The sequence below is a fragment of the Helicobacter pylori SA221C genome (assembly GCF_000476855.1).
Taxonomy (GTDB): domain Bacteria; phylum Campylobacterota; class Campylobacteria; order Campylobacterales; family Helicobacteraceae; genus Helicobacter; species Helicobacter pylori_DK.
The window spans coordinates 1-4,019 of the sequence record NZ_CBPT010000030.1 but is presented as its reverse complement, the minus strand read 5'-3'; the positions used below and the strand labels follow the sequence as shown (position 1 = coordinate 4,019).

2 rRNA genes are annotated in these 4,019 nt (G+C 43.8%); both read right to left on the bottom strand.

The features are described 5' to 3' along the window. Positions 1-51 precede the first annotated feature (51 nt). Positions 52-169, bottom strand: a 5S ribosomal RNA gene (gene rrf, locus QU01_RS07785). Between the two features lie 235 nt (positions 170-404). Further along, positions 405-3,291, bottom strand: a 23S ribosomal RNA gene (locus tag QU01_RS07780). Positions 3,292-4,019: the final 728 nt, after the last annotated feature.

The window sequence follows — 4,019 nt, the reverse complement described above, 5'->3', positions numbered from 1 at the left end:
AGTCAATAATGAAATTAAATAAAAAAGCAAGATTAAAAAAACATTTCCCTATCCCTGCACCGACCTACATTCCCACTCTTGAAAAGAGCAGTATTATCAGCGATGAAGAGCTTGACTTCCAGGTTCGGAATGGTTAACTGGGTAGTTCCTCTTCTCTAAAGGCACAAGGAAAAGGGAGCTAAAGATAAAACGCATTTACCCTTAACTCCCCTTTCTCTTTATAGGGAGCTGTTTTTTAACAAAGAAGATCGTTAATAGCCTTTAACTTTAAAAAGAATGGATAATATCTCATTTCCAATTAAAGTTTAATCCTATAAAAGTCTTCATAAAACTCCAACTCTCTTACACTCAGTAAGGCAGTGGTAACTCATTCGCGCTTATTGCCGTTATCTTATCAAAAAGCAAAAAACAAGCCAAACGCTCTATTAGTAGTAGTCAGCTAAACGCATTACTGCGCTCACACATCTACCCTATCAAGCACATAGTCTTTGTGCGAGCTTCAGGGAAAGTTTATCTTGGAGTTGGCTTCCTGCTTAGATGCTTTCAGCAGTTATCACATCCGTGTGTAGCTACCCAGCGATGCTCTTGGCAGAACAACTGGTGCACCAGTGACACGTCCATCCCGGTCCTCTCGTACTAGGGACAGCTCTCCTCAACTTTCCTACGCCCACGGCAGATAGGGACCGAACTGTCTCACGACGTTCTGAACCCAGCTCGCGTACCGCTTTAAATGGCGAACAGCCATACCCTTGGGACCTGCTCCAGCCCCAGGATGCGATGAGCCGACATCGAGGTGCCAAACCTCCCCGTCGATGTGAGCTCTTGGGGGAGATCAGCCTGTTATCCCCAGGGTACCTTTTATCCTTTGAGCGATGGCCCTTCCACACAGAACCACCGGATCACTATGACCGACTTTCGTCTCTGCTTGACTTGTATGTCTTACAGTCAGGCTGGCTTGTGCCATTACACTCAACTTGCGATTTCCAACCGCAATGAGCCAACCTTTGCAAGCCTCCGTTACTTTTTAGGAGGCGACCGCCCCAGTCAAACTACCCACCAAGCATTGTCCTGCCTGTGGATAACACAGGCCAGTTAGCTAACAGAAACATCAAGGGTGGTATCTCAAGGATGGCTCCATAAGAGCCAAAGCCCTTACTTCAAAGCCTCCCACCTATCCTGCGCATGATATTCCCATTAGCAGTGCTAAGTTGTAGTAAAGGTCCACGGGGTCTTTCCGTCTTGCCGCGGGTAGGAGGAATTTTCACCTCCACTACAATTTCACTGAATCTCTGGTTGAGACAGCTCCCATCTCGTTACGCCATTCATGCAGGTCGGTATTTAACCGACAAGGAATTTCGCTACCTTAGGACCGTTATAGTTACGGCCGCCGTTTACTCGGGCTTCAATTCAACGCTTCATCTTGCGACTGACGCATCCTCTTAACCTTCGAGCACCGGGCAGGCGTCACACCTTATACTTCCTCTTACGAGTTGGCAAAGTGCTGTGTTTTTGGTAAACAGTCGGGAGGGACTCTTTGCTGAGACCGCATTGCTGCGGCACACCTTATCGCGAACTTACGGTGCTAGTTTGCAGAGTTCCTTAACCAGAGTTCTTTCACGCGCCTTAGAATACTCATCTCATCTACCTGTGTCGGTTTGCGGTACGGACAACTATGGATATGCTTAGAGGCTTTTCTTGGCACGACGGTATCAGCGATTCTCCCTTTGTCCTAAAAGGACTCAAAGAGCCTGTTTGGGTTTCAAATACAGAGGTGGATTTGCCTTCCCTCCAATCTACGCCCTTAGACTAGCACTTCCATCAGCTAGCTCGCTTAACCCTATGCGTCCCCCCATCACGCTCCATGAGTCGGTATTGGAATATTAACCAATTTGCCATCACCTACCCCTTTCGGACTCGGCTTAGGACCCGACTAACCCTACGATGACGACCATCGCGTAGGAAACCTTAGATTTACGGCGGATACAATTCTCATATATCTTATCGTTACTCATTCCTGCATGCTCACTTCATACCGCTCCAGCACTCCTTACCGGTATACCTTCAACGCTGGTATGAACGCTCTTCTACCACTGTGTTAAACACAATCTACAAATTCGGTGTCTATCTTAGCCCCGTTATATTTTCAGCGCATGACCACTAGACCAGTGAGCTGTTACGCTTTCTTTAAAGGATGGCTGCTTCTAAGCCAACCTCCTGGTTGTTTGAGTAGCCACACATCTTTTTCCACTCAGAATAGAACTTAGGGACCTTATTTGGTAGTCTGGGTTGTTCCCCTTTTGACGATTGATTTTATCACCCACCGCCTGACTCCCAAGATACGATAAAAGGTATTCGAAGTTTGATAGGGTTTGGTACCGCGGCGAGCAGCCCTAGCCCAATCAGGGCTCTACCCCCTTTTATTATCACTTGAGGCTATACCTAAATATATTTCGAAGAGAACCAGCTATCACTAAGTTTGTTTGGCCTTTCACCCCTATCCACAGCTCATCCCAACCCGTTTCAATGGGTACGAGTTCAGTCCTCCACGCGCTATTACACGCGTTTCAACTTGGCCATGGATAGATCACTTAGCTTCGGGTCTGCAGCATCTGACTTGTTCGCCCTATTAAGACTCGCTTTCGCTACGGCTTCGCATTCGCTTAACCTTGCCAGATACCACAACTCGCAGGATCATTATGCAAAAGGCAGTCCATCACCCTGATAAATCATAGGGCTCTGAATGATTGTAAGCAGATGGTTTCAGGTTCTATTTCACTCCGCTCACTGCGGTTCTTTTCACCTTTCCCTCACGGTACTTGTTCGCTATCGCTCAAAGAGTAGTATTTAGGGTTGGAGAGTGGTCTCCCCGGCTTCAACCTGGATTTCTCGTGTCCTGGCCTACTCTGGATACTGCTACCTAAGAACGCCTTGTCGCATACAAGGCTATCACTTTCTATGGCTTACCTTTCCAGGTAACTCTGCTAAAGCGTTCTCTTGGATGTTGCAGTCCTCAACCCCGAATGCAAGCACTCGGTTTGCCCTTTTCCCCGTTCGCTCGCCACTACTTAGGGAATCTCGTTGATTTCTTTTCCTCTAGTTACTGAGATGTTTCACTTCACTAGGTTCGCTCTCTAATTAGAGTAACCAATATCTCTATTAGTTGGGTTGCCCCATTCGGACATCTACGCATCAAAGCTCCTTGACAGCTCCGCATAGCTTATCGCAGTCTAGTACGTCCTTCATCGCCTCTCTTTGGCAAGGCATCCGCCATCTGCTCTTAAAAGCTTGTTTTAAATTTTAAAATATCCTTTAAAACCCGCCCTTTTATAATGAATAACGACAATTGCACGAATATTCTTCAGCGCTACCACTGCCTTAATGAATATAAGACAGAGTTATTGTAGTTTTACTTTACTTTTACATAGGCTATTAACAATGTTAAATCAAATAACTTCGTTTTTCTTTAAAAACTTGCTATAATCGTTCTGTTAAACCCTTTAAAGAAGACTAAAAATGCTTGATCCCTAATCTTTTTTAATCAAGTTTTACCAACTAGTGAGCTTTTATTTAAAGCTTTTTAGCTTGTAGAACTTGCTTGAGTGGTTTCAAATTAAAGAACTTTTTAAAGCTTGTCTTTAAAAACGAAATGTAATTATAGACATGCAGTGCTTAAAGTTTGCTTAAAGTTTTTGGAATGTGAAAGAAATTTTAGAGTTTGAAAGGAATTTTAGAGTTTGAAAGGAATGGATAAAAATTATTGGAAATGATGGGGGAGTGATTGGAAAAGGGGGTAGAGAATAAAGCTTTAAAGATTAAACGCATCATTAAATTAAACGCATCATTGGATAAAACACATCATTAAAATAAGATAAAAACGCATCATCATTAAATTAAAACACATCATTAAAAAACAAAACGCACAATTAACCATTGATTAAATACCACTAGATACAATACTCTCAAGTCGTCTTTTTTTCAAAAAAGGGGTAGAAATGGCATTCTATCATTCTATCATTCTA